Source organism: Mycolicibacterium arabiense, assembly GCF_010731815.2.
Taxonomy (GTDB): domain Bacteria; phylum Actinomycetota; class Actinomycetes; order Mycobacteriales; family Mycobacteriaceae; genus Mycobacterium; species Mycobacterium arabiense.
Window position 1 is genome coordinate 5,475,003 of the sequence record NZ_AP022593.1, and the last position, 23,894, is coordinate 5,498,896.

At 69.6% G+C, this 23,894-nt stretch carries 22 protein-coding genes and 1 tRNA gene; 7 read left to right on the plus strand and 16 right to left on the minus strand.

What is annotated here, in order from left to right:
- Positions 1-27 precede the first annotated feature (27 nt).
- Positions 28-110 (plus strand) — tRNA-Leu (locus G6N61_RS28085).
- A gap of 10 nt (positions 111-120) precedes the next feature.
- Here G6N61_RS28085 and G6N61_RS28090 read toward each other — a convergent pair.
- Genes G6N61_RS28090 through G6N61_RS28105 form a run of 4 tightly spaced genes read right to left on the minus strand, consistent with a single transcriptional unit; the run spans position 121 to position 7,300 of the window.
- Complete coding sequence (locus G6N61_RS28090; protein WP_163924141.1) at positions 121-1,755, minus strand: peptide chain release factor 3; 1,635 nt, start codon at positions 1,753-1,755, stop codon at positions 121-123.
- 59 nt (positions 1,756-1,814) lie between these two features.
- Positions 1,815-4,181: a lysylphosphatidylglycerol synthase transmembrane domain-containing protein gene (locus G6N61_RS28095; RefSeq protein ID WP_163924142.1), complete on the minus strand. Its 2,367-nt coding sequence runs from the start codon at positions 4,179-4,181 to the stop codon at positions 1,815-1,817.
- Positions 4,182-4,229: 48 nt separating this feature from the next.
- Entirely contained in the window at positions 4,230-6,011 is a 1,782-nt protein-coding gene (locus tag G6N61_RS28100) for a penicillin-binding transpeptidase domain-containing protein (protein ID WP_163924143.1), read from the minus strand.
- Complete coding sequence (locus tag G6N61_RS28105; protein WP_163924144.1) at positions 6,008-7,300, minus strand: multidrug effflux MFS transporter; 1,293 nt, start codon at positions 7,298-7,300, stop codon at positions 6,008-6,010. The genes G6N61_RS28100 and G6N61_RS28105 overlap by 4 nt, the downstream gene beginning before the upstream one ends.
- A 71-nt stretch (positions 7,301-7,371) precedes the next feature.
- On the opposite strand from G6N61_RS28105, the gene G6N61_RS28110 reads away from it, so the two are divergent.
- Positions 7,372-7,848, plus strand: a complete 477-nt coding sequence (locus G6N61_RS28110; protein WP_163924145.1) for a MarR family winged helix-turn-helix transcriptional regulator — start codon at positions 7,372-7,374, stop codon at positions 7,846-7,848.
- Here G6N61_RS28110 and G6N61_RS28115 read toward each other — a convergent pair.
- The 8 genes from G6N61_RS28115 to G6N61_RS28150 form a co-directional block, all read right to left on the minus strand.
- On the minus strand, positions 7,813-8,628 hold the full coding sequence (locus tag G6N61_RS28115; protein ID WP_163924146.1) for a mycofactocin-coupled SDR family oxidoreductase: 816 nt from the start codon (positions 8,626-8,628) through the stop codon (positions 7,813-7,815). The genes G6N61_RS28110 and G6N61_RS28115 overlap by 36 nt on opposite strands.
- Positions 8,629-8,637: 9 nt before the next feature.
- Positions 8,638-9,438, minus strand: a complete 801-nt coding sequence (locus tag G6N61_RS28120) for an oxygenase MpaB family protein (protein ID WP_163925154.1) — start codon at positions 9,436-9,438, stop codon at positions 8,638-8,640.
- Between the two features lie 93 nt (positions 9,439-9,531).
- On the minus strand, positions 9,532-10,686 hold the full coding sequence (locus G6N61_RS28125) for a SpoIIE family protein phosphatase (RefSeq protein ID WP_163924147.1): 1,155 nt from the start codon (positions 10,684-10,686) through the stop codon (positions 9,532-9,534).
- On the minus strand, positions 10,683-11,477 hold the full coding sequence (locus G6N61_RS28130; protein WP_163925155.1) for an alpha/beta fold hydrolase: 795 nt from the start codon (positions 11,475-11,477) through the stop codon (positions 10,683-10,685). The genes G6N61_RS28125 and G6N61_RS28130 overlap by 4 nt, the downstream gene beginning before the upstream one ends.
- 47 nt (positions 11,478-11,524) lie before the next feature.
- Positions 11,525-12,508: an acyl-CoA dehydrogenase family protein gene (locus G6N61_RS28135; RefSeq protein ID WP_235887330.1), complete on the minus strand. Its 984-nt coding sequence runs from the start codon at positions 12,506-12,508 to the stop codon at positions 11,525-11,527.
- The gene (locus tag G6N61_RS28140; RefSeq protein WP_163924149.1) at positions 12,505-13,695 is read right to left on the minus strand and encodes an acyl-CoA dehydrogenase family protein; all 1,191 of its coding nucleotides are present in this window, start codon (positions 13,693-13,695) and stop codon (positions 12,505-12,507) included. Before G6N61_RS28140 ends, G6N61_RS28135 begins: the two co-directional genes overlap by 4 nt.
- Complete coding sequence (locus tag G6N61_RS28145) at positions 13,692-14,633, minus strand: acyl-CoA dehydrogenase family protein (protein ID WP_163924150.1); 942 nt, start codon at positions 14,631-14,633, stop codon at positions 13,692-13,694. The genes G6N61_RS28140 and G6N61_RS28145 overlap by 4 nt, the downstream gene beginning before the upstream one ends.
- Entirely contained in the window at positions 14,630-15,769 is a 1,140-nt protein-coding gene (locus G6N61_RS28150; protein WP_276079040.1) for an acyl-CoA dehydrogenase family protein, read from the minus strand. The genes G6N61_RS28145 and G6N61_RS28150 overlap by 4 nt, the downstream gene beginning before the upstream one ends.
- Before the next feature lie 58 nt (positions 15,770-15,827).
- Between G6N61_RS28150 and G6N61_RS28155 the strand changes: the two genes are divergently transcribed.
- A complete protein-coding gene (locus G6N61_RS28155; RefSeq protein WP_163924152.1) occupies positions 15,828-16,604 on the plus strand; it encodes a FadR/GntR family transcriptional regulator in 777 nt (258 codons plus the stop codon).
- A 14-nt stretch (positions 16,605-16,618) separates the two neighbouring features.
- Here G6N61_RS28155 and G6N61_RS28160 read toward each other — a convergent pair whose 3' ends face one another.
- Genes G6N61_RS28160 through G6N61_RS28170 form a run of 3 tightly spaced genes read right to left on the minus strand, consistent with a single transcriptional unit; the run spans position 16,619 to position 19,247 of the window.
- A complete protein-coding gene (locus G6N61_RS28160) occupies positions 16,619-16,921 on the minus strand; it encodes a hypothetical protein (RefSeq protein ID WP_163924153.1) in 303 nt (100 codons plus the stop codon).
- Positions 16,918-18,417: a class I adenylate-forming enzyme family protein gene (locus tag G6N61_RS28165; RefSeq protein ID WP_163924154.1), complete on the minus strand. Its 1,500-nt coding sequence runs from the start codon at positions 18,415-18,417 to the stop codon at positions 16,918-16,920. The genes G6N61_RS28160 and G6N61_RS28165 overlap by 4 nt, the downstream gene beginning before the upstream one ends.
- Positions 18,414-19,247, minus strand: coding sequence for an SDR family oxidoreductase (locus G6N61_RS28170; RefSeq protein WP_163925156.1), 834 nt, complete (start codon positions 19,245-19,247; stop codon positions 18,414-18,416). Before G6N61_RS28170 ends, G6N61_RS28165 begins: the two co-directional genes overlap by 4 nt.
- A 251-nt stretch (positions 19,248-19,498) precedes the next feature.
- Between G6N61_RS28170 and G6N61_RS28175 the strand changes: the two genes are divergently transcribed.
- Genes G6N61_RS28175 through G6N61_RS28190 form a run of 4 tightly spaced genes read left to right on the plus strand, consistent with a single transcriptional unit; the run spans position 19,499 to position 23,558 of the window.
- A complete protein-coding gene (locus G6N61_RS28175; RefSeq protein ID WP_163924155.1) occupies positions 19,499-21,076 on the plus strand; it encodes a methylmalonyl-CoA mutase family protein in 1,578 nt (525 codons plus the stop codon).
- 22 nt (positions 21,077-21,098) lie between these two features.
- Positions 21,099-21,527 carry a cobalamin B12-binding domain-containing protein gene (locus G6N61_RS28180; RefSeq protein WP_235887331.1) on the plus strand — a complete coding sequence of 143 codons (429 nt, stop codon included), beginning with the start codon at positions 21,099-21,101 and terminating at the stop codon, positions 21,525-21,527.
- Positions 21,524-22,480 carry an LLM class F420-dependent oxidoreductase gene (locus G6N61_RS28185; protein ID WP_163924156.1) on the plus strand — a complete coding sequence of 319 codons (957 nt, stop codon included), beginning with the start codon at positions 21,524-21,526 and terminating at the stop codon, positions 22,478-22,480. The genes G6N61_RS28180 and G6N61_RS28185 overlap by 4 nt, the downstream gene beginning before the upstream one ends.
- Positions 22,481-22,508: 28 nt before the next feature.
- Positions 22,509-23,558, plus strand: coding sequence for a CaiB/BaiF CoA transferase family protein (locus G6N61_RS28190; protein WP_163924157.1), 1,050 nt, complete (start codon positions 22,509-22,511; stop codon positions 23,556-23,558).
- On the opposite strand, the gene G6N61_RS28195 is transcribed toward G6N61_RS28190, so the two are convergent.
- Complete coding sequence (locus G6N61_RS28195) at positions 23,546-23,854, minus strand: 2Fe-2S iron-sulfur cluster-binding protein (protein ID WP_163924158.1); 309 nt, start codon at positions 23,852-23,854, stop codon at positions 23,546-23,548. The two genes, G6N61_RS28190 and G6N61_RS28195, sit on opposite strands and share 13 nt — an antisense overlap.
- Between the last annotated feature and the right edge of the window lie 40 nt (positions 23,855-23,894).

The following is a 23,894-nucleotide window of genomic DNA, read 5'->3' on the forward strand; positions in this document are numbered from 1 at the left end:
ACGGTACCGCGTTAGGATCGCGGCGTTGCGGGCGTGATGGAACGGCAGACATGCCGGCTTTAGGTGCCGGTGCTCGAGAGAGCGTGTGGGTTCGAATCCCACCGCCCGCACTCCACACCACTAGTCCTCGGCCGACGCGATCAGCGAACGCAGCTGCACCCCGGGGTTGTCGCGCTGGAAGCCCTCGAGCCGCCACGACGTCGAGAACAGAGCCAGCATCACGCCGTCGCTCCTGGTGAGCACCTCGGCGGACGGCTGCTTGTTGACGAACTCGGCGTCGGCGGGGTCGACGATCCGCGCCACCGAGTACGGCAGTGATTCCAGTGCGATCGGCGCGCTCAGCTCGGCGGCCATCCGGTGCTGGGCCACCTCGAACTGCATCGGCCCGACGGCGGCGAAGACCGGGGCCTGCTCGCCGCGGCGGTCCGAGCGCAGCACCTGCACTACACCCTCCTGGTCCAGCTGCTCGATCCCCTTGCGGAACTGCTTGTGCTTGCTGGGGTCGGTTCCGCGGGCCACTGAGAAGTACTCGGGAGAGAAGCTGGGGATCGGCGGATACTGAACGGGCACATCGCGATACAGCGTGTCCCCGGGGCGCAGCACCGCGGCGTTGGCCAGGCCGATCACGTCACCGGGCCAGGCGTCGTCCAGCGTGGAGCGCTGCTGGCCGAACACCGACTGCGCGTACTTCGTGACGAACGGCTTGCCGGTGCCGGCGTGGGTCAGCACGTCACCACGCTCGAAGGTGCCGGAGCACACCCGGGCGTAGGCGATGCGGTCGCGGTGCGAGGAATCCATTCCGGCCTGCACCTTGAACACGAACGCGCTGAACGGCGCTTCGACGGGACGGGCCCGTCCCTCCACGTCGACGATGGGCCCCGGCGAGGGCGCCAGTTCCACCAGCACGTCGAGTAGTTGGTTGACGCCGAAGTTCAGCGCCGCCGAGGTGAACAGCACCGGGGAGGACTCGCCGGTGCGGAACGTCTCAGGATCGAAGTCGGAGCCGTCCATCGACAGCAGCTCGGATTCCTCGACCGCGGTCTCCCAGTCGCTCCCGGCTGCGTCGGCAGCCTGGTCGGCGGGGATGTGCTCCTCGGGGGCGGCGGTCGCGCCACCGGCGGTGCGCGTGAACCGGATGTAGTGGCCCTTGCGGCGGTCCATCACGCCCTTGAAGTCCCCGGCGATGCCCACCGGCCAGGTCAGGGGAGTGGTGCGCAACCCGATGCGTTCGTGGATCTCGTCCATCAGCTCCAGCGCGTAGCGGCCAGGACGGTCCCACTTGTTGATCACCGTGATGATCGGGATGCCGCGGTGCTTGCACACCTGGAACAGCTTCAGGGTCTGCGGCTCAAGGCCTTTCGCGGCGTCGATGAGCATGACCGCGGCGTCGACGGCCGTCAGCACCCGGTAGGTGTCCTCGGAGAAGTCCGCGTGGCCGGGGGTGTCGAGCAGGTTGATGACGCAGTCCTGCCCGGCGGTCGAGTAGGGGAACTGCAGCGCCGTCGACGTAATGGAGATGCCGCGGGCCTTCTCCATCTCCATCCAGTCCGAGACGGTGGAGCGGCGTCCGGCCTTGCCGTGGATCGCGCCGGCCTCGGTGATCACCCTGGCGTGCAGCACGAGCGCTTCGGTCAGCGTCGACTTGCCGGCGTCGGGGTGGCTGATGACGGCGAAGGTGCGGCGGCGGGTGGCCTCGGCGGTGACGCGGGGTGCCGACGGCCCGCCTGTCGCAACGGTGGCATTGGGAGCGTTCATTCTCGGTCCATGGTATTGGGGGTGGCCGCCAAACCCGTAATCGTGACCGGGGGCGGGCGTCAGATCATGTCGTTGCGGGTCAGCCACCGCATCACCGGCCACCCGATGAACACCGGCAGCCAGCACGTCAGCACCCGGTAGAGGAGCACCGACGGCACTGCGACCGCCGCTGGGACTCCGAACGCGGCGAGCCCACCGATGAGCGCGGCCTCCACTGCGCCGACGCCGCCCGGGGTCGGCGCGGCCGAGGCCAGGGTTCCGCCGATCATCGTGACCACGGTCACGGTGACGAACGAGGTGTCGCCGCCGAACGCCTCGACGCTGGCCCAGAGTGCCAGTGCCGCACCGAGAGTGGACGTCGCGCAGCCGATCACGATGAGCGCGAGGCGCTTCGGTTCGCGTGCCAGCTCGGCGAGGTCGTGCGCGACCTCGCTCAGGCGTGGTCGTACCGCCGTCGCCAGCCACCTACGCGCCTTGGGGATGAACAGGAACGCGCCGACGACGCCGAGTGCGGCACCGCCGATCAGGTACAGCACCGTGGCCGAGGGTACGAAGCGCTCGAGATTCGCCGAGGCTCCCGCGAAGGCGGCGAAGAAGATCAGCAGCGTGACGTGGGTGATCACCTGCACCGACTGCTGCAGAGCGACGGCCGCGGTCGCGCGCAGGGTGCCGAGCCCCGACTTCTGCAGGAACCGGGTGCTCAACGCCAGGCCGCCGACGCCAGCGGGGGTGGTGGTCGCGGCGAAGGTGGCGGCCACCTGCATGATCGTCAGGTTGAGCAGGCTGACCTTCTCCAACGCGCAGGCCCACAGCGCCGACGCCGCGCCGACGTACCGCAGCGCGGACACCGCGAGGCCCAGTAGTGCCCACCACCAGTTGGCGCTGCTCAATTCGGCGAAGAACGCGGGCACCGTGCTGATGAACGGGTACGCGACGTAGACGAGGGCGACGAGCAGCACCAACTGGACGAGCTGACTGCGGCTGAACCGCGTCACGGTCTCGGCCTGGATCCGCTCGGCCCCGGTGTGGCGCTTCACCTCGTCACGCGCGGTCGACATCACGGCCTTGGCATCGCTGACGGATTTCCGAAGACGTTGCGGCATGGCTGATTTCGACAGCCGACGCGATGCGGTCAGTACGGTGTCCGCACCGAACGCGGCGCTGGCCGCCGCGACCGCGGCCTGGGCGCCGTGCAGCGCGGTGGTCGTCAGCAGCAGCTGCGCGACGTCGGACTGCAGCTGAGCATCCGATGCGCCGTACTCGGCGTGGCCGAATCCGCCGAACACCGCCTTGCCGTCGACGATGGTGATCGCACCGGCGCGCAGGTCGCCGTGCGAGATCTGATGGCCGTGCAGCGCGCGCAACGCCCGCCAGGGGACGTCGACGGGCACCGCGGCGGTCAACGGCTCGCCGTCGGCGTCGGTGTGGGCGTACAGCGTCCAGCCGCGGTCGAGCGCGGCCACGGCCATGGTCGTGGTGTTGGACAGTTCGAGATCGCCGATCGCAATAGCCATCAGCGCACGGTGTTCCACCGCCCGGCGCATCGAGGTCTGCAGGGGAGCGGTCTCGTCGTTGCGCAGGGTCAGGTACCGCCACAGCTGTCGGAGGGCGCCGCCGATGCGCTGGTTGGGGCCGTACATCTCGACGACGGCGGGCCCGTTGCCATCCGTGCAGAACGCCGACATCAGCAGCGGCCCCGGACCGGCGGGACGCACCACGCGGAGTTCGGAGACGGTGCAGCCGCGCCGGCCCAGTGCCCGAACGGCGGCGGCCAGGGGCACTTCCAGAGCCGGCGTCCCGACGACGAGCACGGTCAGCGCGCCGACGAACCAGCCCGCGGAGAGGCCGAGCAGGGAACGGGCCGGGACCACCGCACTCACGACGAGGTGGATGGGCACGAACGCCAGCAGCAGGGTCCACCACCATCGCCGCCACCGGGCGGGCACCCACGGGCCCGAGACGGTCAGCACCGCCGCCAGCATCGCGATCCACCGTGGATCGTCGAGGAACTGCGACAGCGTGGTGTTGAGCCGTTCGGACAGGTCGAGGTGCCACTGCGGCGCTGCGATCCCGTTGGACGTGATGGACAGCGCGAGGATGGCGATCAGCCCGGCTGCGGCGTAGGCGCCGAGCAGCTTGAACTGCCGGGTCGCGATGAGCCCGATGAGGATCACGAACGGCAGCGCGACGATCGCCAGGCCGTAGACCAGGTAGACCAGGTTGGACTGGGCAGGCGTGAGCACCCCGAGGATGTCGGAGATCGACTCCTCCAGCGCCACCCAGTCCTGCCGGGTGACGAGCGAACTCATCACGATGATCGCCAGGACGACGGTGGCGATCAGCAGCCGCAGGATGTCGTTGGTGCGCCGGTGCAGCGGCTGCAACAGGTCGCCCGAGACGGTGATGTCCCGGCCGTCGACGCGCATGGCCCTAGCTTCCCCGTACACGAGCGATGGGAGCGGGCGAAACGCCGCTCAGCCGCCTACCGCGGGGCGGAGGAAGTCGCCGGTGACCGTGATCGCGGGGGCGGAGGTGTTACCGCCGACGACGAGCGTCGCGAACGCGATGTCGTCGACGATCCCGGCGAACCAGCCGTGTGAGCTGGTGTTGTCGCCGAACTCGGCCGTTCCGGTCTTGCCGCCGAGGCCGACCACGTCACGCAGCTCAGTCGCGGTGCCGTCGGTGACGGTCTGGCGCATCATGGCGCGCAGGCTGTCCACGATCTCCGGCGGGATGGGCTGCGACTCCGTGTCGGCGGTGGTCTGCTCGCCGACGACGAGCGTCGGGGTGATGGTCGAGCCGTGCCCGAGGCTGGCCTCGGCGACCGCGAGGCCGAACGGGCTCACGGTCACCGTGCCCTGCCCTATGCCGTTCTCCACCTTCTGGGCAGGGGTGTCGGCGTTGGGCACGTTACCGGTGATGGTCGTGATGCCGGGGACGACGAAGTCGACCCCGATGCCGAACAGCTTGGCCATGTTCGGCAGTGCGTCGGCTGGGAGTCGGTCGGACAGTACGGCCATCGTGGTGTTGCAGCTGCGTGCGAACGCCGTGGTGAGCGGGACGGTGCCCAGGTCGAATTCGTCGTCGTTCGGGATCGTCCGGTTCTCGACGGTGACGCGTCCCGGACATGCCTGTGGGCTCTCGGGTGAGGCGATGCCTGCCTGCAGAGCCGCGGCGGTGGTGATGGTCTTGAAGGTGGAACCGGGTGGGTAGCTGCCCGACAGCGCGACCGGCCCCTGGGCGTTCGCGGCGGCGTTCTGCGCGACCGCGAGGATGCCGCCGGTGCTGGGGGAGATGGCGACCAGGACCGCGGGGCGCGGTTCCGCGGCGACGGCCTGCTGGGCGAGCAGTTGCAGCCGGCCGTCGAGAGTGGTGCGGATCGGCGGGCTGTCCTTGGGCGGCGTCGACGCGAGCTGGTCGGTGGGTTGGCCGTCGGCGCCGACGAGGGTGACCGACCACCCCGCGGCGGCATCGATCTTCTGCTGCCACACGTCGGCGAGCCCGCTGATCGCCGGTGAGGACAGGTCTCGGTTCGCGGTGAGCAGCGCACCCTGCTCGGAGACGGTGACGCCGGGTATCTGGGCCAGCTGATCGCGCACGACGGCCAGGTCCGGCTCGCGGAGCCGGACCACGGTGACGACGTCGTCCTGGGTGCCTGCGAACTGCTCGGCGATGCTCGCGTCGGTGATGGTGGGGGCGAACTGCTGCAGCAGCGGGGCCAGTGCCGCTGCCGACGCGGCCTGCTCGCGGGCCAGGGTCACCACGCCGACGGTCTGCCAGGTCATCAGCGGCAAGCCGTCGCGGTCGGTGACCGGGGTGAGGAAGTCCTTGTCGTCGCTGTACTGGAACGAGACGCCGTCGCGCAGCCGGGGGTGCAGTACGGCAGGCGCCCACTGCACGCGCCAGTCGTCACCGGACTGCGTGGCGGTGGCCTTGGCGTCGTAGTCGAACGTCCTGTCCGGCCCGAACGACCACCGGTAGGCCAACGTCGCCTGGTTCTCGTCGTCGCCCGGTTCGCCGGCCTCGACGGTCAGCGTGGCGTCGGTGGGCATGCCGTCGAACATCGACGTGATGACCGGCGTGGCCGCGGACGGGTCGGTGGTGACGGCTGCCGCGGCGCCCGCGTCCTTGCGCTGCAACGCCTCGGCGAAGGCACGGAACGCGTCGGCCGGGCCGGCTGACGAGAACAGCGAACACCCCGTCGATCCCAGCAGGAGGACACAGAGCACGAGCGATACGGCGCAACGTCGAGTCATGGCCTCTCGAGGGTAACGACCGCCTTTCGAGGGGTCGGGCGCTCAGTGGCGGTGTGTCGAGAGCCGTCGCGCCTGCCGGCGGTGTCGTCGCGCCTGCCGGCGATCGCGAAGCTGGTCACCGCCAGCACGCTGGTGCACACCATGACGATCGCGGCCGGGACGGCCGTGTCTTCACCGGCGATGCTCACCAGCGGCGATACCGCTGCGGCGACGCCGAACTGCAGTGCGCCCAGAACGGCCGACGCCATGCCCGCGGCGCGCGGGGCGGCGCCAAGGGCGAGTGCGGTGGTGTTCCCGAAGATCAGGCCCATGCTGCCGACGATCACCAGCAGGGGTAGCGCCAGCCAGCCGGCCGGTGCGGGGGACAGCGCCAGGGCCAGCAGCGCCACGGTCGCCGTCACGATCGACGCCATGCCGACCGCGGCCACCCTGCGGACCTCGACGCGCGCGATCAGGCGTGCCGACAGCGCGCTCGCGCCGAGCAGGGCGAGTGCATTGACGCCGAACATCGCGCCGTACTGCCCGGCGCTCAGTCCCATCATCGACTGGTAGATGAACGGCGACGCCGAGATGTAGGCCATCATCGTCGCGAACGCGCCGCAGAACGCGACGGCGTGGCCGAGGTAGACGCGCCTGAGCAGGTCGCGTAGTGGCGAGCCCAGCGTGGCGCGTGACTCTCGGAGCTGGGCGCGCCGGTGTTCGGTGTGGGTCTCGCGGACGACGAGGACGACGGCGAGCAGCATCAGCGTGGACAGGCCGAGGATGACGGCGAGTGCACCGCGCCAGCCGATCGGGCCGACCAGGAAACCGCCTGCGAGCGGTGCGATGACCGGGGCGACGCCACCGACGATCATCATCAGGCTGAATGCCCGTGCGGCCGCCTTGCCCGACGCCAGGTCGGCGATGATCGCCCTGCCGATCACCATGCCTGCCGCGCCTGCGACCCCCTGGGCGAACCTGGCGCCGATCAACACTTCGATGGTGGGCGCGAAAACGGTTGTGGCACTGGCGACGACGCACACGGCGGCACCGACCAGCAGCGGTCGCACGCGTCCGAACCGGTCCGAGAGGGGGCCGAACAGCAGCTGCCCGGCGGCCAGGCCGAGCAGGAACGCCGTGAGCGTCAATTGCACGGCTGTCGCCGAGGTGTGCAGGTCGTCGACCATCGTGGGGAACGCCGGCAGGTAGAGGTCGGTGGCGAACGGCGCCACCGCCGACAGCAGCGCCAGCGTGACGAGCAGGGCGGGCGTGATGGTCCCGGTGGGTTCGGGTCGGGTGTCTGGCGCCACGGCGCGACTCTCCTCAAGTAGTTATCAAGTGATACTTATCATATTACAACTATCACGGTAGGCTTGGCGAGATGAGCCGAAGCGACGATCGTCACACCGACACCCGGTACGCCGATCTAGCCGACGTCATCCTGGCGCTGGCCCGAATCATCAACGCCGACGCGCACTCCGACACCGGCGTGGTGGAGCTGACCGCCACCGAGGTCAACGTCATGCGCTGCGTCGACCGTCAGCCCGGCGCGTCGCCGAGTACGGTCGCCGCCGCCACCGGCCTGCAGCGCAGCAACCTCAGCCGTGCTCTGCGCGACCTCGAGTCGAAGGGCCTGATCGAGCGGGTCGCCGACGAGACCGACGGGAGGCAGGTGAGGTTGGTGCCCACCGCGCTCGCAGCACGCAATCTCCGTCGGCTCCGCGGGCACTGGTCGCGGCTGCTGTCAGCCGCCGGAGCCGACGACCACGATCTCGACGCCGTGCTGGCGACGCTGCGCGACCTCGAACTCGGATTGGCGCCGTCAGCGCAACGTAAAGCCGGCGTCCAACGGCCATGACGTGCCGGTGATGAACCTGCCGGCGTCGGAGACCAGCCAGACCACCGCGCCTGCGATCTCGTCCGGTGTCACCAACGTGATCGGCAGCGCGTTCTGCTGCGTCGCGAGCCACGGGTCGCCGGCCGCGGACAGGGCCATGGTCGAGGAGTTCAGGATCATGTCCGTGGCGACGCCGCTGGGGTGGATGGTGTTGACCCTGATCGAGTGCGGCGCCAGTTGCATGGCCCAGCCCTGCATCAACGCGACCAGCGCGCGCTTCGACGCGGCGTAGGCCTGCAACCCGGGACGCTCGGTGCCCGAGGCCTTGATGCCCTGGGTCGAACTGGTCAGCACGATCGAGCCGCCACGACCGCCCTCGACCAGCGCGGGGATGCTCGCGTCCACCGTGTTCCATACCCCGATGAGGTTGACGTCGACGATCTCCCGGAAGGTCCGGCGCCGGTCGTCGGTGTCGGTGACCCGGATGATGCCCGCGTTGGCGATCACGACGTCGAGGCGGCCGAACTCGGCCATGCCGTCGGCCACCGCCGCATCCACGGCGTCGCCGTCCCGAACGTCGGCCTGCAGCAGCAGGATTCGCCGACCCAGTGCCTCGACCAGTCCCGCGGTGGTGGCCAGGTCGTCGGCCGTCGCCCCCGGGTAGTCGGTGGAGTCGAACTCGGCGCAGACGTCGAGGGCGATCACGTCGGCGCCCTCGGTGGCGAGCCGCACCGCATGCGCCCGTCCCATGCCGCGGGCGGCGCCGGTGACGAAGGCGACCTTGCCGTCGAGTGTCCCCATGTCGGGAGGTTAGCCGCCGCTGTCGAGGACCCAGCGGATGCCGCCGACCAGCGTCCGCCCCGCGACGCGGACGGCGGTGGCCTCCACCGGCGGCAGGTAGGGCAACCGCAGCGGCGAGCGGGCCCAGCCCGGCAGCATCGCGACCGACGTCGCGGCGAGGATGCCGTACGGGGGTCGAGCCAGCAGCGGCAGCGGCGGGGTCAGCAGCAGGAACTTCGCAGCATCCCGCGCGGCTGCCGAGCCGGTCAACTCCGGCCGGTAGTCGGAGATGCGTTGCTTCAGTTCGGCTTCCGTGCGCGGCGGGTCGACGACCCCGAGTGCGGCGGCCACCCGAGCGGTGTCCGCGACGTAGTCGTCGCGGCCCTGCTGGTCGAGGGGCTTGGCGCCGTAGAGCTGGTGTGCGACGAGGAAGCTGTCGATCTCGGCGACGTGCACCCACTCCAGCAGGTGGGGGTCGGAGGCCTCGTAGGCCCGCCCGTCGGCTGCGGTCCCGCGTACCCGGCGATGAATGCCGCGGACCTTGTCGACGGCCCGCTGCGCGTCGTCAGCGGGACCGAACGTGGTCACGGCGAGGAAGGTGCTGGTGCGCTGCAGCCGTCCCCACGGATCGCCGCGGTAGTCGGAGTGCTCGGCCACGCCCGCCATCGCCAGCGGATGCAGCGACTGCAGCAGTAGGGCACGCAGCCCGCCGACGAACATCGACGCGTCGCCGTGCACCCGCCTGATCGGCCGGTCCTCACCGAACCACCGCGGGCCCGGGGTGTCGTGGATGCGGGCGCGATTGGCGGGGCCCTCCGGGCCGGCCACCATCCCGAACAGCCGCTGACCGATTTCGTCGCGCACACTGGTCAACCCGGGCAGCGTCACGTCCTCGACAGTACGCGCGGGAACCGACGGGTCAGCTCAAGCGGTCACGCTCAGTGCGAGCACCGCGGCGTCGTCCTCGACACCGGTACCCAAGCCGTCGAGGAGACCGTGGATGGCGGTCATGATCGCCGGGGCGGTGGTGGGGGAGTTCTCCCGAGCGAACGCCAGCAGCGCACCGGTGTCGTCGTAGCGCTCATACCCGCGTCCGGTGCTGGCCTCGGTCAATCCGTCGGTGTAGAGGACCAGCGTGTCGCCCGGTTCGAGCCGCAGCCGGGTCGACACGAAGTGCGGGTTCTTGGTCATGCCGACGGCCTGGCCACCGGTGGTGTCGGCGTAGTACGCGGTGCCGTCGGCGTACAGCACCAGTGGCGGCGGGTGGCCGCCGCTGGCCATCTCGGCGTCGAACCCGCCTTCGCTTGGCGTCAAGCGGCCGTAGATCAGCGTGCAGAACCGGGTTGCGTCGTTCCCGAGTGCCTGGGCGAGCACCGTGTCGAGGTTGCGGAGCACCACCACCGGCTCGTCGTCGATGGCCGCCGCCGCGCGCAGCGTGTAGCGGGTCAGGCCCGTGAGCACTGCTGCGTCCACCCCCTTGCCGGAGACGTCGCCGAGGAAGAAACCCCACGTCGAACGCGACAGCGGGAACAGGTCGTAGAAGTCACCGCCGATGTCATCCTCGGAGGCGGCGTAGTAGTAGTCGGCGGCCTCGAGACCGTCGGGCGGCGACAGCACCGGCGGCAGCAGCGATCGCCGCAGCGTCTCCGCGAAGACCTTGACCCGGGCGCCCTCGCGCTCGGCGCGTTGCCGCTCGTACAGCAGCTCGCGTTCGTAGGCGCGGCGATCGCTCGCGTCCTGCGCGGTGAGGCGGAGCAACGCGGGATCGCCGTCGGGCGAACGCTTCACGTTGGCGGTGAGGAACATCGGCAACCGCCTGCCGTCGGTCGCGACGAAGTCGAGGGTGACGCCCGTGAGGTCACCGCTCATGTGCAGGAGCGGGCCGAAATGGGTCTCGTAGTGGATCGCGCCGCCGATCGTCAGCAGATCCGTGACGAACCTGCCTCGCATCGCGTCGGGGGCGTGGCCCAACCAGCCGGCGAGCGTGGCGTTGACCATGACGATCCTGCCGTCGGGGGTCGCGACGATGTGTCCGCAGGGGGCGTTCTCCCAAAGGTCGTCGAAGTTCGGGTCGCTCATCCGGGCTGCACGAAGGCGGCGACGGCCCGGGCGGTCGAGTCCGGATCGGTCATGTGCGGACAATGCCCGGTGGTCGGCAGCGTCACCAGCTGGCTGTCGGGGATGTGGCGGTGGACGTATTCGCCGACCTCGCGGGGCGCGATCACGTCGTGCGCGCTCTCGATGATCAGGCTCGGCACGGGGATCCGCGGCAGGTCCGCGCGGTTGTCGGAGAGGAACGTGGTGCGGGCGAACACCTGCGAGCGCGCGGGGTCACTGCGGCAGAACGTCGTTGACCACTCCTCCTGCAGGTCGGCATGGTCGGGGCCGACGATGCTCGAGGCCATCGCGCGCGACCAGCCCAGGTAGTTGCTGTCCAGTGAGTCGAGCAGCTCGTCGATGTCGGCGCGCGAGAAGCCGCCCCGGTAGTCGGCGTCGTCGATGTAGCGCGGTGACGGCGTAATCAGGACCAGCTTCGCGAAGCGGTCGGGCTCTGCGATGACCGCGAGCGCCCCGATCATCGACGACACCGAGTGACCGACGAACGTGACGTCCGACAGGTCGAGTTCGGTCACGATGTCGACGACGTCGTCGGCGAATCCCTGCAGGGACGAGTACTTCACCGGGTCCCAGGCCGAGGCATCGGACCCGCCGAAGCCGACGTGATCGAACAGCACCAACCGGAAGTCGGACCGGAGTCGTTCGACGACGGCACGCCACATGTTCTGGTCGCACCCGAAGCCGTGGGACAGCAGCAGTGTCGGGCCGTCGTCGCCGACGACGGTGATCTTGTTTCTGACACGCACGTCCACGCCGGTCATTTTGTCACCCTCGAGGCGCTGGGCTTTACCGGTTCCGGTCAAACGCCGTATCGCCGTGCCAGCGCGCGCCGATGCGCGGACGGTGAGCCGTACAGCGAGCGGTTGAGCGCCGCCCGTTTGAGGTAGACGTGGATGCCGCTCTCCCACGTGTAGCCGATGCCTCCGTGCAGTTGCATCGCCTTGCCCGCCACGTCGACGGCCATCGAGGTGGCATGGGACTTGGCCATCGCCGACGACACCGCCGCCCCGTTGCCCGCGGCCACCTCGGCCACGGCCACCTCGACGACTTCGCGCGCCACCGCAATGTGCACGAGCATGTCCGCGCACGCGTGCTTGACGGCCTGAAACGAGCCGATGGGCCTGCCGAACTGATGTCGCACCTTGGCGTAGTCGACGGTGCGGGCGAGCATGGCCTCGGCGAGCCCGAGACTGTCGCACGCCACCGCCACCGCTGCGCGCTCGTGCAGCGCCTCGGCGTCGCCCTCGATCGGCCATGCGTTCAAGGGTGTCGCACGGTCGGCGGTCACCACGGCCAGCGCGCGCGTCTCGTCGACCACGGGTTGTGGCGTGACGGTGACCGCGGCGGTGGCGAGCACGTGGGCACCCTCGTCGTCGCGGGCCAGCAGGAGCAGGTGATCGGCGGCCGCGGCGTCGGGGACGAACTCGGCACGGCCGGAAAGCGTTCCGTCGCCGTGCATCTCGAAACCGGTGGCCAAGGCCGCGGTGTCGCCTGCGGCGATGCGGCTTGCCACGTCGTCGCGGGCGTCTGCCGCCGACGCGGCGTTCAGCGCCGCCACGGCCAGCGCGCAGCCGAGGTAGCCCGTGGTGGCCGCCGCTCTGCCGATCTCCTCGAGCACGATCGCGGTCTCGACGAAGGTCGCGCCGGCACCGCCCATTTCGTCGGCGACCTCGAGGCCGGGCCAGCCCGCATCGACGAGCTGTCGCCAGTCGACGGTCGGCCGATCGAGCACGTCACGCGCGACCGCGCGCAACTCGGCGTGGAGTTCGTCGAAATCGGTCACGACGCGACCGGGTCCCGCGGCAGCCCCAGTCCGCGCTCGGCGATGATGGTGCGCTGAATCTCGCTGGCACCACCGGGGATCGTCCATTCCCATGACCCGATGAAGTCGAGCACCCAGGCGCCCGACTCCCAGCCGCTCGACATCGGTTTGGTCAGCACGGTGTGCGCGTCGAGCCCGCCGATCTCGACGCCGAAGTCGCTGAGACGCTGGAGCAGTTCGCTGTAGAACAGCTTCACGATGGACGGATCGGCCGGACCGACCGCGTCGCCGTCGTGCCCCTCGACGACCCGGCGGCACAGGCCCCGCAGACCCGCGATCTCGGTCTCCAGTCGGGCGAGCCGGTCGCCGACCGCAGCGTCGTCGAGCGGACGGTGGCCGTCGGGCCGGGTTCGGGCCGCCTCGGCGACCAGCCAGCGGAAGCCCGCATTGCCGAGGCGCTCGGCGAGTTCGAGCATCGTCATGCCGCGCTCGGCGCCCAACGTCGCCTGCGCGACCTGCCATCCGGCGTTCTCGGCGCCGATCAGGTTGCGTTCCGGAATCGCCACGTCGTTGAGGAAGACCTCGCAGAAGTGCGAGTCGCCGACGGCGTTGCGGATGGGACGCACGTCGATGCCGGGGCTCGTCATGTCCATCAGGAAGTAGGAGATGCCCTTGCGCTTCGGGGCTTCTGGATCGGTGCGGGCCAGCAGCAGGCACCAGTCGGCGTGCATGCCGCCGCTGGCCCACAGCTTCTGCCCGTTGACGACGAACGCGTCGCCGTCGCGGCGGGCCGTGGTGCGCAGCGCCGCGAGGTCGGAACCGGCCTCCGGCTCGGAGAAGCCCTGCACCCAGATCTCGCCGTCGAGGATCGCGGGAAGGTGTTGCCTGCGTTGCTCTTCGGTGCCCGCGACCAGCAGGGTCGACGCCGCGTGGTGGATCCCGACGAAGGCCAGCACCAGGCGCGGCGCGTCGTGGGCGGCGAGTTCCTGGTAGAGCACGATCTGTTCGGCGACGGGCATGCCGCCGCCCCACTCCGCGGGCCAGTGCGGCACGGCGAAGCCTGCCGTGTGCAGTTGCGCGAACCAGGATTTCTGGAAGGCGACTAACTGCTCGTCACTCGCTCCGGTCTGTGCGGCGCGCCAATCGGTGGGGACGTGGTCGACGCACCATTGGCGAACGTGGTCGCGGAAGGCGTCGAGATCGCTCATCGCTGCGCGCCTGCGGGCCCAGGACTGAACAGACCGGTCAATCCGTGCCGGTCGAGTCGCGTGGTCAGCAGCTCGCGGGTGGCCGACGAGCCATGGGGGAGGCGGCGCAGCGGCTGGCTGTACCGCGACAGCCACGACAGCGTCGTCTCGTCGCAGAACCCGACCGCGCCGTGCAGCTGGTGGCAGACGCGGAACACGACTTCCGCTGCCTCGAGCGCCGCCATCCGCAGTGCGAGGGCGTCGTCGACCGCCTCGGGTCTGCCGCTGGAGACGCTCCACAGCGTGTACTTGGCGAGCACGTCGAGTCCCGAGCGTTCGACCTCGGCGTCGGTCAGTTGGAACTGGACGCTCTGGAAGCCCGAGAGGGGCTGGCCGAACTGCTGCCGCATGCCCACGTGTGCGACGGTGAGATCGATTGCGCGGTCCAGCATTCCGAGCAAGGTCCAACAGGGCAGGGTGAGTGCCAGCGCCACGTCGGCAGCACCGTCGGCGTCGACGGGGCGCAGGTCCAGGACGGTCGTGAACGCGGGTCCGGCTGTGCTGCTGCCTGCTACCCGGTACCGGCGGCCGTCGACGGTGGTGGCCGCCCAGCGCGCATCGACGCAGGCAACGGCCGCCGACGGCCGGTCGGACGCCACGACCACCAGTCCGTCGAAGTCGGTGCCTTCCGGCCTGGCGAGCCGTTCGGCCACGGGGTAGGGCAGCGCCCAGTACCCGGCACTGCGGCACAGTGCGGCGGCGGCCTCGGCGGAGTCGGCGTCCTCGCGCGGTTCGAGGTCCCACGCGCCGAGTTCGGCGAGCACCCCGCCCGCGATGTCGGCGCGGGCTGCCGGATCGGCCTCGGCACGTCGAACCAAGTGGTCACCGCCTGCGGCTTCGATCGCGCGACGGGCCTGCCTACCGAACTCCTCGGCCTCGTCGCTCAGGTCGATGTTCATCGGGTCGACACCAGCGTGCGGGCCAGCAGGATGCGCTGCATCTCGATGCTTCCCGAGGACACCGTGGACGCCTGGGAGTAGCGCCAGTGGTCCTCGACCTCCAGCCGGTAGGTCTCCGCAGCGGACGACGGGTCGGGCGGGATGGCCGCGACGATCTCCATCAGCACCTCCGCGCTGTCCTGGTCGAGTTTCGTCACCGCGATGCGGTAGGCCGCGGAGTCGGTCGGCTTGACCTCTCCGCTGGCCTGGAGAGCGACCACCCGGTAGGCGAGTAGCCGGGCCCTGCGGCAGTGCACGAGCATCCGCGCCCACCGGGCGCGCAGTTCGGCGGGCAGGGCGTCCCAGCGGTCGCCGAGTGCGTCGGGCGCCATGTGCAGGAGACGTTCACACCGCGCGTACCTGGCGATGCCGACGCGCTCGAAGGACAGGACGTTCTGCACGATCGACCAGCCGTCGTCCACGGTGCCGAGGACGTCGGCCTCGGTGACGCGCAGGTCGTCGAAGAACACCTCGTTGAGATGGTGCGGGCCCAGCATCGCGCCGATGGGCCGCACGGTGATCGCCGGATCGTCCATCGGCACCAGGAAGATGGTCAGGCCCCGCTGCTTCTTCTCGCCTCGCGACGTCCGCGCCAGTAGGAAGCACCACTGCGCCATCGTCGCGTAGGACGTCCAGATCTTCTGTCCGTTGATCCGCCAGCCGTCACCGTCGCGAGTTGCGGTGGTGCGCAACGACGCCAGATCCGAACCGGCCTCCGGCTCGCTGAACCCCTGACACCAGATGACCTCGCCGCTGGCGATCGGGGGAAGGTGCTTGCGTTGCTGTTCCGGCGTGCCGTGCCGCATGAGCGTGGGCCCGACCCAGTTGACGCCCATGTACTGCGCGCCGCGCGGTTCGTGGTGGGCCCACATCTCCTCGCGTACGACCGTCTGCTCCCAGGGCGTCGACCCTCGTCCACCGAACTCCGGCGGCCACGACATGCACAGCAGGCCGCGCTCAGCGAGCAGGCGGCAAAAGGCCTGTGCGGTCTCCAAATCCGCCGGGTCGGCGGTGAAGGCACCGAGGAAGTCGTCGCGCACGTGTTCGCGCACCAGGTCGCGAAGCTCGTGGCGGAGTGCGACGGCCTCCCCGCTCATCTCGAAGTCCACCCGTCGATCGTAGGGCAATCCTTATAAGGATTGCTAGTATTGGTTCGTGATTGGGCGGACCCCGCAGCAGCGCATCGCCGAGACGGTGGCCGCCGAGCTACGGCAGCGCATCCTCGTCGACCCGCATGCCGAGCGCCTACCCACCCAGGACCAACTGGTCAAGGAGTTCGGCGTCAGCCATCCCTCGGTGCGCGAGGCGTTGCGCATCCTGGAGACAGAGGGATTGGTGACGGTCCGCCGGGGCAGCGTGGGCGGCGCCGAGGTGCATCGGCCCGATCAGACGTCGGGCGCGTACCACCTGGGGCTGGTGCTGCAGGGCGCAGGCGTCACGCTGGGCGACCTGGCCGAGGGACTACTGCGGCTCGAACCGCTGGCGGCGGCGGAGGTGGCGCGCAGACCCGACCGGATGGCCGTGGTGATCCCCGCGCTGACCGCCAACGTCGACGCCTCGGCGGACGCGGTGTCCGACGGCATCGCGTTCACCCGCATCGCACGTGAATTCCACGACCTGGTCGTGGCATTCACGCCCAACGACACCATTCGCCACGTCGTGCGCAGCCTGGTCAAGCTGTGGTCGGCGCAAGAGCAGCAGTGGGCGGCCGCCGTCACCCGGCGTGGCGAGTACCCGTCACCGGCAGAGGCGCGCGGGGCCGTGCGCACGCACCGCAGGGTGGTCGACGAGATTGCAGCCGGCCGCGCCGACGAGGTGCACCGCATCGCGAAGCGCCATCTGGCGGCAACCCAGGCGGTGCTGCTGGAACGCTTCACCGGCGACGTCGTGAACGCCGGACCGGTGCGAGCGCCGCGCGCGGGGTCGCACTGACCCCACCGCAGCGATCAGTCGCTGGCGGGCAGTGGCTTGGCTTCCTTGATCGCCAGCGGCGTGGTGCCGACGCTCAGCGTGCCCTTGCCTGCCTTCGTGACGAGCACCTCGGCACCGGCGTCGTCGACGTAGCGCTTGCCCATGAGATTTCCGTCGGCCAGCGAGTCGTCGAGCGTCGAAGCCGAATCGGTGGGTTCGCCGATGGGAACCATCGGCGCGCCGCCTGCGCGGAGGTCGTCGAGGCTCTCGGAACTCCGCACCACGATCACCTGGGTGTCGCAGACCTGGCTCTGGAGGCGGGTGCCGTTCTTGATCATGCGGGCTCCTTGCTTGACGTGGCGTTCAGTTCGGCGACGAGTTCGCGACGCAGGATCTTGCCGGTCGCGTTGGCGGGCAGTTCACTTCGGAAGACCACGCGGTCGGGGGTGCGTGACCCACGCAGTCGCGTGCGCACGTATGCGCGCAGTTCCTCGACGTCGGGGTCGGTGTCCGGTCGCGGCACGACGACGGCGACGATGATCTGCCCCCACTCCGGATCCTCGGCACCCACGACGGCGCAGTCGCGCACGTGCGGATGCTCGACCAGGACGTCCTCGATCTCGGCGGGGGCGATGTTCTCGCCGCCGCGGATGATCGTGTCGTCCGAGCGACCACCGATGAACAGGTATCCGTCGGCGTCGAGGTAGGCCACGTCGCGCGTGGGGAACCAGCCCTGCTCGTCGAGTACCGAGCCGATGTCGGTGTAGCGACCCGAGACCTGCTCGCCGCGGACGAACAGCTCGCCGGGTTCACCCGGGCCGAGGACGCTGCCGTCCTCGCCGCGGATCTGCACCTCGATCCCGGGAACCGGCTGACCGACGGAGCCGAGCCGCCGGGCGGCGCCGTCGTCGGTCGAGGCGAGTGCGGTGCGGTGGTCGTCGGGGGTCAGCACGGCGATGGTCGAGCTGGTCTCGGTCAGGCCGTAGGCGTTGACGAAGCCGACCTCGGGCAGCAGCGACAACGCCTTGCGCACCAGGGGCAGAGCGACCTTGGAGCCGCCGTAGGCGAGCGTGCGCAGCGACGGCAGAGTCACCTTGTCGGCGTCGAGCACGGCGACGATCCGGTCGAGCATCGTGGGCACGACCGTCGCCGAGGTGACGTTCTCGGTGCCGACCAGACGGACCCACTCGTGCGCGTCGAAGTGCCGCAGGTACACCATCTTTCGGCCGGCGTACAGGTTCGACAGGGCGGCGCCCACACCAGCGATGTGGTACGGCGGCACGCAGATCAGAGCCGCGTCGCCGGGGTCGGCCGAGGCGAACTCGACGGTGCCGGTGACGTAGCTCGTCAGGTTGTTGTGGGTGAGTTCGACGGCCTTCGGCTTGCTCGTGGTACCCGAGGTGAACAGCACGACGGCGACGGCGTCGGGATCGGCGAACTCCGTCACCGGCTCGGCGGCGCGGGCCGCCTCGACGAACTCGGCCGAGTCCATCAGCCGGTAGCCCTCGCCGACCGCGTCGCGGTATTCGGCGTCCACCACCACCAGGGGGTCGGGCAGCCGATCGAGCAGCGCTCGCAGACCGTCGGTCGACAGCCGGTAGTTCAATGGGGTGACGGGAACCGCGGCGCGAGCCGAGGCGAACAGCAGCAGCGGCAGGATCGCGCCGCCGGTGCCGACGTAGGCGACGTGCCGGGCGCCGGATGCGGCCACGACGCCCGCTCCGCCGTCGGCGAGCGCACTCAATTCGCCAGTGCTGAGCCGGATGTCGTCGGACACGACGGCGGTCCGGTCGGGATCGCTGGACGCCATCTCCAGCAGCAGCGAGATACTCATGACTTGTCCAGGAAGATATCCCACATCGGGTCGTCACCACCGCCGTACCGCGAGAGGTCGGTGACGCCCTCGGCCGTCAGCACGTCCGCGTCCACGAACGTCCGTCCGTTCACCTCCGCGGCGGGCTTGGTCAGGATCGCGACCGCAGCGTCGGCCATGATGTCGCTGCTGCGCGACCTCCGGACGAGTTCGTTGCCGGAGGCCAGGTTCGTCACGGCCGACGTCGCGATGTAGGTCTGCGGCCACAGACAGCTGAACGCGATGCCTGCGTCGGCGTATTCGGCGGCCCAGCCCAGGGACAGCAGCGTCATCCCGTACTTGGACAGCGTGTAGGACGGGTGCGCGCCGAGCCAGTACGGGTTCATGTTCAGCGGCGGGGAGATCGTCATGACGTGAGCGGCCGGGGACTCGCGCAGGTGCGGGAGCGCTGCCTTGGTGAGCAGGAACGTGCCGCGCACGTTGATGTCCATCATCAGGTCGAACTTCTTGGCCGACAGATCCTCGGTGGGCTCGGTGGAGATCGCGCTGGCGTTGTTCACGACGACGTCGATGCCGCCGAAGTGTTCGACGGCCGCGTCCACCGCGCGCGCGACGTCCTCTTCCTTGCGGACGTCGCCCACGACGGCAAGGCCCTTGCCGCCCGCGGCTTCGACCTCGGCCACCGCGGTGTGCACGGTCCCGGGCAGCTTGGGATGCGGCTCGCCGGTCTTGGCGAGCAGGACGACGTTGGCGCCGAGCCGGGCCGCGCCCAGCGCGATGGCCAGTCCGATGCCGCGGCTGCCGCCCGACAGCACCAGTGTCCGATCGGCGAGCGGCCGCTGGTCGCTCATGATCGATACCGCCTCGGCGCTCGCTGGCTCGTCATGCGTCTCCTCGTCGTCGATGCCCCGATCGTAACCGACCGACAGTGGCATTCTCATTTTTCGCAAGTGTCATGCTCGCATGGCGGCCGACGGCCTGGCTAGGACTAACGGTGCGGGCGACCAGCGATGCGTTGACGTGCTGGAGGAGTCCGGCGGCGTGGGGTGTTTCCGTCCTGCGGTATTGGCATTCTCATTTTTTGCAAGTACGTTATCAACCGATGAGTGACCTCGTTCAGACCCCATCGGGCATCCCGCTCAACCCGGTGTACGGGCCCGCCGACCGCACGGAAGATCCGCCTGCGCCCGGCGAGTACCCGTTCACCCGGGGCAATTTCGCGTCCGGATACCGCGGCAAGACGTGGACCTTCCGGCAGTATTCGGGATTCGGCACCGCCGAGGAGTCGAACCAGCGTTATCGATACCTCCTGGGCCAGGGTGGCACCGGCTTGTCGGTCGCCCTCGACCTGCCGACCCAGTGCGGTTACGACTCCGACGACGAGGAGTACGGCGAGGAGGTCGGCCGCGTCGGCGTTGCCGTCGACACCCTCGCCGACGCCGAGATCTTGTTCGACGGCATCCCGTTGGACCAGATCAGCACCAGCTTCACGATCAACGGCACCGCGGCGATCCTGCTGGCGTTCTACGTCGCCGCTGCCGAGAAGAAGGGCGTGCCGCGGGAGAAGCTCACCGGCACGATCCAGAACGACATCCTCAAGGAGTACGCGTCGCGCGGCACCTGGATCTGGCCGCCGGAACCGTCGCTGCGGCTCATCGCCGACACCATCGAGTTCTGCGCGGCCGAGGTGCCACGGTTCAACGCGATCTCGGTGGCGGGCGCCCACTTCCGCGATGCCGGCGCCAACGCCGTCCAGGAGATGGCGTTCACCCTGGCCGACGGCGTCACCTACTGCGACACCGTCGTGGAGCGCGGCCGAATGAGCATCGACAAGTTCGCGCCGCAGATCTCGTTCTTCTTCTACACCCACGGCGACTTCTTCGAAGAGATCGCCAAGTACCGCGCCGGCCGCAGGCGGTGGGCCACGATCGTGCGCGAGCGCTACGGCTCCACCAGTGACAAGGCGTCGATGTTCCGGTTCGGCTGCGTGTCGGGCGGTGCGTCGCTGTACGCCCCCCAGGCGCAGAACAACCTGGTGCGGGTGGCGTACGAGTCCCTGGCCTCGGTGCTCGGCGGCGTGCAGTCGATGTTCACCGCCGCGTGGGACGAGCCGTTCGCCTTGCCCAGCGAGGAATCCGCGACGCTGGCGCTGCGGACCCAGCAGATCCTCGCCTACGAGACCGGCGTGGCGAAGGTCGCCGATCCGCTCGGTGGGTCGTACTTCGTGGAGGCGCTGACCGACGCCACCGAGGAGAAGATCATCGAGATCATGGCCGACCTCGAGCAGCACGGCGGCATGGTGCGCTGCATCGAGGACGGCTACCTGCAGGGTCTGATCGCCGACGAGGCCTACAAGATCCACAGGGAGGTCGAGTCGGGTGAGCGTCCGGTGGTCGGCGTCAACAAGTTCGTCGTCGACGAGCCCGCACCCGACCTGGCGACCTACGAGCTGGACGCCGAGGGTCGAGATCTGCAGCTCAAGCGGCTGGCCAGGGTCAAGGCCGACCGCGACGACGTGGCGGTCAAGGAAGCCCTTGCCGCACTGGCTCGTTCGGCCGAGGGCGACGACAACCTCATGCACCGGTTGATCGACTGCGCCAACGCCTACTGCACCGTCGGCGAGATGGTGACCACGCTCAAGGCGGTCTGGGGCGAATTCCAGCAGCCGGTGGTGTTCTAGTGGCACGCACCCGAGGAGCAAAGTGACGACCGATTCGGTGAGCATCCAGCCGGCGCGGGTGCTGGTGGCCAAACCCGGCCTCGACGGGCACGACCGCGGCGCCAAGATCGTTGCGCGCACGTTGCGCGACGCCGGGTTCGAGGTGATCTACACGGGCATCCGGCAGCGCATCGAGGACATCGTGTCGATCGCACTGCAGGAGGACGTCAGTCTCGTCGGCCTGTCGATCCTGTCCGGGGCACACGTGGCGCTGACCGCCCGGACCGTCGATGCGTTGCGGGCGGCCGACGCCGGCGACATCGCGGTCGTCGTGGGCGGCACGATCCCCGAGTCGGACGTGCAGAAGCTGCTCGATGCCGGTGCGGCAGCGGTCTTCCCGACCGGTACGCCGCTGGACACCCTGGTGCGCGACGTGCGGGCGTTGACCGAGAAGGCGGGGAGTGACTCGTGAGACTGGGCGTGATGATCGGGGCCGAGCGGGGCGACATGGCCCGCAAGGTCACGAAGTTGGTCGCCGACATCGAGTGGGCCGAGGCGGCGGGCATGGACACCGCGTGGATGCCACAGGTCCCCGACGACTTCGACTGTCTGACCATGGTGGCGCTGATGGCGGCGCACACCACTCGGATCGAGCTGGGCACGGCCGTCGTCCCACTGCAGGCGCAGCATCCCATAGCCCTTGCGCGTCAGGCGCTCTCGATACACGCCATGGCCGGCGGGCGGCTGGCGCTGGGCGTCGGACCGTCGCACCACTGGATCGTCCGGGACATGCTGGGCCTGCCGTATGAGAAGCCCGCGGCCTACACGCGCGACTACCTCGAGGTGTTGGCCGCAGCGACGGCGGGACCCGGGCCTGTCGACGTGGAGAACGGTTCGTTCACGGTGCACAACCCCACCGCGCTCGGCGCTGCCACGCCGATGCCGGTGCTGGTGGCGGCGCTCGGCCCGGTCATGTTGCAGATCGCCGGGGAACGCGCCGACGGAACCGTGCTGTGGATGGCCGACGAGAAGGCCATCGGCGATCACATCGCACCGAAGATCAACAAGGCTGCCGCCGAGGCAGGGCGACCCGCACCGCGCGTCGTCGCGGGCATCCCGGTCTGCCTGTGCGCCAACTCGGAGATCGACGCGGCGAAGGAGCGTGCCAACCGCATCCTGTCGGAGGCCGAGACGTCGCCGAACTACCAGCGTCTGCTCGACCGCGGTGACGCCCGCAACGTGGGTGACCTGTGCGCGGCAGGCGACGAGGAGTCGATCCTGAAGCGATTCAAGCAGTTCGCAGACGCGGGAGTGACCGATCTGTCGGTGCGGCTGCTGCCGATCGGCGACAACCGCGACGAACTCATCGCGTCGAAGTACCGGACGCGAGAGGTGATCGCGGAGCTGGCCAAGCAGGTGCGATGAGCGCTTGCGCGAAGAGCCGAGGGGCGCGATGAGCGCTCCGCTCGCGGGCATCCGGATCCTCGAGGTCGGCGTCATGCTCGCAGGCCCGTACGCCACGATGATGCTGGCCGACCTCGGCGCCGAGGTTATCAAGGTGGAGCCTCCGGGCGGGGAGATCTCGCGTCAGGTGAGCGACAGCTACTTCGCCAGCTTGAATCGCAACAAGCGCAGTGTCTGCCTGGATCTCGCCTCGGCGGCGGGACGGCAGCGGCTCGGTGAACTCGCCGCGGATTCGCATGCGCTGCTGGTGAACATGAAGCCGTCGGTGATCCGCAAGCTCGGGCTGACCTATGACGCCATGCGTGAGTTCAATCCGAAGTTGGTGTGCGTGGCGCTCACCGGCTACGGGCTCGACGGGGGAGACGATCCCGCGTTCGACTACGTGGTGCAGGCGGCCACGGGTGTCGCCGCGATGACCGGCGACCCCGACGGCCCCCCGACGCTGCCCGGGTACTCCTCGGCCGACAACTCGACGGGGCTGACCGCGGCACTGGGACTGCTGGCCCAGGTGGTGTCCGGCCGGGGCGGCCAAGTGGACGTGTCACTGCGCGACGTCATGTTGTCGCAGCTGAACTACCGTGCGGCGGCGTATCTGAACGACGGGGTGGCACCGCGCCGCCATCCCAACGGTGCCCACTCCTATTACGTTCCGGCGCAACTGTTTCCGACCGCCGATGGCCACCTGGCGCTGTTCATCACCCACGACGGCTTCTGGAAGTCGTTCGCCGGCGAGGCGGGCATCGGCGGTTTCGAGAAGATGGCCGACCGCGCGGCGCGCCGCGACGACGTGCTGGAGCTGGTGACCGCGGTGTTGGCCACCGACACGGCGAGGGGATGGGAGCAACGGTTGCGACCGCTGGGCATTCCCGCGGCGGCAGTGCGCTCGCTGCCCGAAGCGCTCGAGGCGACTCCGGAGGCGGTCGTCACCGCCGGGGAATTCCGGCTGGTCGGTGGGTCGGTCAAGGTCGGCGGCTACGACCCGCAGTACCGTCCGGCGCCGACCCTCGACGAGTACTCCGCCGGGACTCAGTCGTCGTAGCTGATCTCGATGTCCGCAGTGTCGGGGACGGCTTGGCAGGTGAGGATGTATCCCTCTTCGACCTCGTCCTCGTCGAGGGCGTCGTTCACGCGCATCGTGGCCTTGCCCGAGATCAACTTGGCCATGCACGTTCCGCAGTTGCCTGCCTCGCAGGAGAACGGCGGACCCATGCCGGCGCGCCGCGCCGACTCGAGCAGCGTCTCGCCGGGCTTCATGGCGACGGAGGCCCTCTTGCGGTCGAGGAGGATCTTCACCTCGCCACCGGCCTCGGCGGTCGGTAGGGGGTCTGCAGTCATCGCGCTCACTCCTGGCATTGAGATTCTGTCTCTGCGAGAA